Origin of the sequence: Paenibacillus forsythiae T98, from assembly GCF_000520735.1 — a bacterium.
Lineage (GTDB): Bacteria > Bacillota > Bacilli > Paenibacillales > Paenibacillaceae > Paenibacillus_AQ > Paenibacillus_AQ forsythiae.
The window spans coordinates 1-3,033 of sequence record NZ_ASSC01000818.1; the positions used below are offsets into that span (position 1 = coordinate 1).

The following is a 3,033-nucleotide window of genomic DNA, read 5'->3' on the forward strand; positions in this document are numbered from 1 at the left end:
CGCCGGGACGCTACAGCGAGGCGTCTCTGCTGACGCAGATGGAGAAGCATGGCCTCGGCACGCCGGCGACCCGGGCTGATATGATCGAGAAGCTTGTATCGTCGGATACGATCGAGCGGCAGGGCAATGTGCTGCATCCGACCGGCAAGGGCAAGCAGTTGATCGAGCTGGTCTCTCCGCAGCTTCGCACTCCGGATTTGACGGCCCGTTGGGAGGCCGAGCTGGAACGGATTGCCCGCGGGCAGGGGAAGCCGGAGGCGTTCCTGCAGGGCATACGCGGCATGGCGAAGGAACTGGTCGCAGAGGTGAAGAATAGCGGCGCGGAGTATAAGCCGCATAATGTCTCCAGCAGCCACTGTCCGCAGTGCGGCACGCGGCTGCTGGAGAAGAAGTCGAAGCGCGGGAAGCTGCTTGTCTGCCCGGCGGACGACTGCGGATATACCCGTGCGGGGGAGAAGCGGCTGTCGAACCGCCGTTGCCCGCAGTGCCACAAGAAAATGGAGCTTAAAGAAGGCAAGGCTGGATTGTACGTGCAGTGTCTTGGCTGTGGAATTACAGAGGCGGTGAACAAGGACAGCAAGCACATAAACAAGCGTGAACAACAGAAGCTTGTGCAGCAGTACAGCAAGTCGGAAAGCCTGGGCACCAGTCTGGGGGATTTGCTAAAAGCCGCAATGGAAGGTAAACAAGAGGGAAAATAAAGAGAAGGCAAGAAGATACGCTCCAAGAGTTAACGTGAAGTTTCAGGGGTCAAGAAGAAGCTATGGACAGGATGTTCATGGCTTCTTTGCGCATCGGGGCGCATTCGAGGCGGATTATTCTTCCCTTAGCAGTCTATCCAAGCGCTCCAGTATAATCTTCTCCATGGTGAGGCATTGTTTTATCATGTTATGAGCTGTGCGTGAATTAGCCGATTGTTCGGTTCCAATATTTTGTGCCGCAAACCGGAGGAATAGCTTATAATTTAATAGGTAAACATTCGGTTGCAAAATAACAAGTACATTCATTAATGTTATGTAGTATCTATATTGATACCTGGGAGGATTGGTATGCGAAACCGCAAAGCGGGATATGGCGATTGTCCGAATAATCAGGGCTGTCCGGTTGAATATACGCTAGATGTGATCGGAGGCAAATGGAAGGGTGTCCTGCTCTACCACCTGATTGAAGGCTCCAAGCGCTTTAATGAATTCAGACGGATATGCCCTGCCATTACCCAACGAATGTTAACTCTGCAGCTGAGGGAGCTGGAAGAGGATGGGGTGATTCACCGTGAAGTGTATCATCAAGTGCCGCCCAAAGTGGAATACTCGCTAACGGAGTTCGGCCGAACGCTGGTTCCGATCATTCTGTTGATGCGGGATTGGGGCGAATTGTATAAAAACAGGCCCGGCTCCCGTGACGGACAGCTTCCTTCCGAGGGATGAGCGGGTCCCTTGTCCAAGTGCGGAAAGATGGATGAGCAGGCCATTAAAAGGAACAGGGGGATATGAAGTGGCGTTAAGACAAGCGAAAGCGTTAACGCAGGCGACTGAGGCTCCGGCATCGGCAAGTACCCGAAGCGGCCGGTTATTTTTTCTGGCCATCGTTTTTTTATACTGGTTCTCCTCGTATATTTACGTCCCGGTGCTTGCGCCTTACGTGGAGCATTTGGGCGCGTCCTATGTCATGGTGGGCATGGTGCTGGGCGTATACGGCCTGATGCAGATTTTGTTCCGGATGCCCATCGGGATCGGTTCGGACTATCTTAATCGGCGGCGGCCGTTCATATGGCTCGGGCTGATCGCAAGCGGCGCCAGCTGTCTGCTGTTTCTGCTGGGGCCCGAGCCGGGCTGGGCGCTTGCAGGCCGCGCTGTATCCGGCATTGCGGCAAGCGCATGGGTCGTATACAGCGTCATGTATGCCGGATATTTCCCCAAAGAGGAAGCCGGCCGGGCGATGGGCATGCTGCAGTTCACAATGGTCATCGCCCAACTGACCAGCATGCTGCTCAGCGGTTATCTGGTGGAGCATTGGGGCTGGAATGCCCCATTCTGGGCAGGAGGTATCGTCGCTGCGTTGGCGGTTCTGATCGGATTTCGTCTGCCCGAGCAACAGCAAGCACGCGGAGAAAGCGCTATCCGGCTCGGCGAGCTGGTTCCGGTCATGCGGGAACCGATGCTGGTCAAAGTGTCCCTGCTGTCGGTGCTGGCTCACTGCGTCCTGTTCATTACCATGTTCGGATACACGCCCAATCAGGCGCTGAATCTCGGAGCGGACAAGGAAAGCCTCGGCTGGCTGACACTGGCGTTCATGCTGCCCCACGCGGCGGCGACGCTGTACGGGGCGCGGCTGCTCAGAAGATGGATGGGCGACCGCGGCACGCTCGTGCTCGGTTTTGCCGGAAGCGCATTATTCACGCTGCTTATCCCGGTAATGCCGGATTTCGGGGCGCTGTGCGCCACCCAGACCGGGAACGGGTTGATGCAGGGGCTGATTTTTCCGCTGCTGCTCGGCAAGTCGGTGTCGGATATCCATCCGCACAAGCGGGCAACGGCGATGGGATTTTATCAGGCGGTGTATGCGCTGGGCATGTCGGGCGGTCCTTTTGCCGCTGGCTGGATGAGTTCGCTCTACGGATTGAAGGGCGGCTTTTGGCTCGGAGGCATTGCCGCAGGCGCAGCCGCGCTGCTCTCTTTCATTTGGCTTCGGGAACGGGAGCGGACAAGCGTCAAAATTGGCGTCTGAGCCGGGCTGCGGATCAAGAACCGCGCCATGTCTGCCGCAAGGAAGGATAGCGTAAGGACAGCCGGTAAAACAGGCGTTTAGAGGCGCGGGCGTTGTTGGTTTTTTGCCTGAAAGGGGAATATAATAGAAGTATAGGACGGCAGGGGAAGGGAGTCTGGAATGGCCAAGCTTGTGACGGTGTGGTTCGCGGTCATCAACATCATCAGTTATTTGGTTATGTCGGAGGACAAGGATAAAGCCCGAAGCAGAAGGGAACGGGTACCGGAGAAAACGCTGTTTTTGCTGGCGGCGATCGGCGGGGGGGCT

The 3,033-nt window shown here is 56.3% G+C and carries 4 protein-coding genes; all 4 read left to right on the top strand.

What is annotated here, in order from left to right:
- The coding region (locus tag L692_RS30170) for a DNA topoisomerase (protein WP_036725514.1) at positions 1-701 on the top strand (701 nt) is incomplete at its 5' end.
- 348 nt (positions 702-1,049) lie between these two features.
- Complete coding sequence (locus tag L692_RS0125045; RefSeq protein WP_025702651.1) at positions 1,050-1,427, top strand: winged helix-turn-helix transcriptional regulator; 378 nt, start codon at positions 1,050-1,052, stop codon at positions 1,425-1,427.
- Between the two features lie 67 nt (positions 1,428-1,494).
- Positions 1,495-2,727: an MFS transporter gene (locus L692_RS0125050; RefSeq protein WP_025702652.1), complete on the top strand. Its 1,233-nt coding sequence runs from the start codon at positions 1,495-1,497 to the stop codon at positions 2,725-2,727.
- Between the two features lie 159 nt (positions 2,728-2,886).
- Positions 2,887-3,033 (top strand): DUF1294 domain-containing protein (locus L692_RS31480; protein WP_036725516.1); only part of this gene is annotated, 147 nt, incomplete at its 3' end.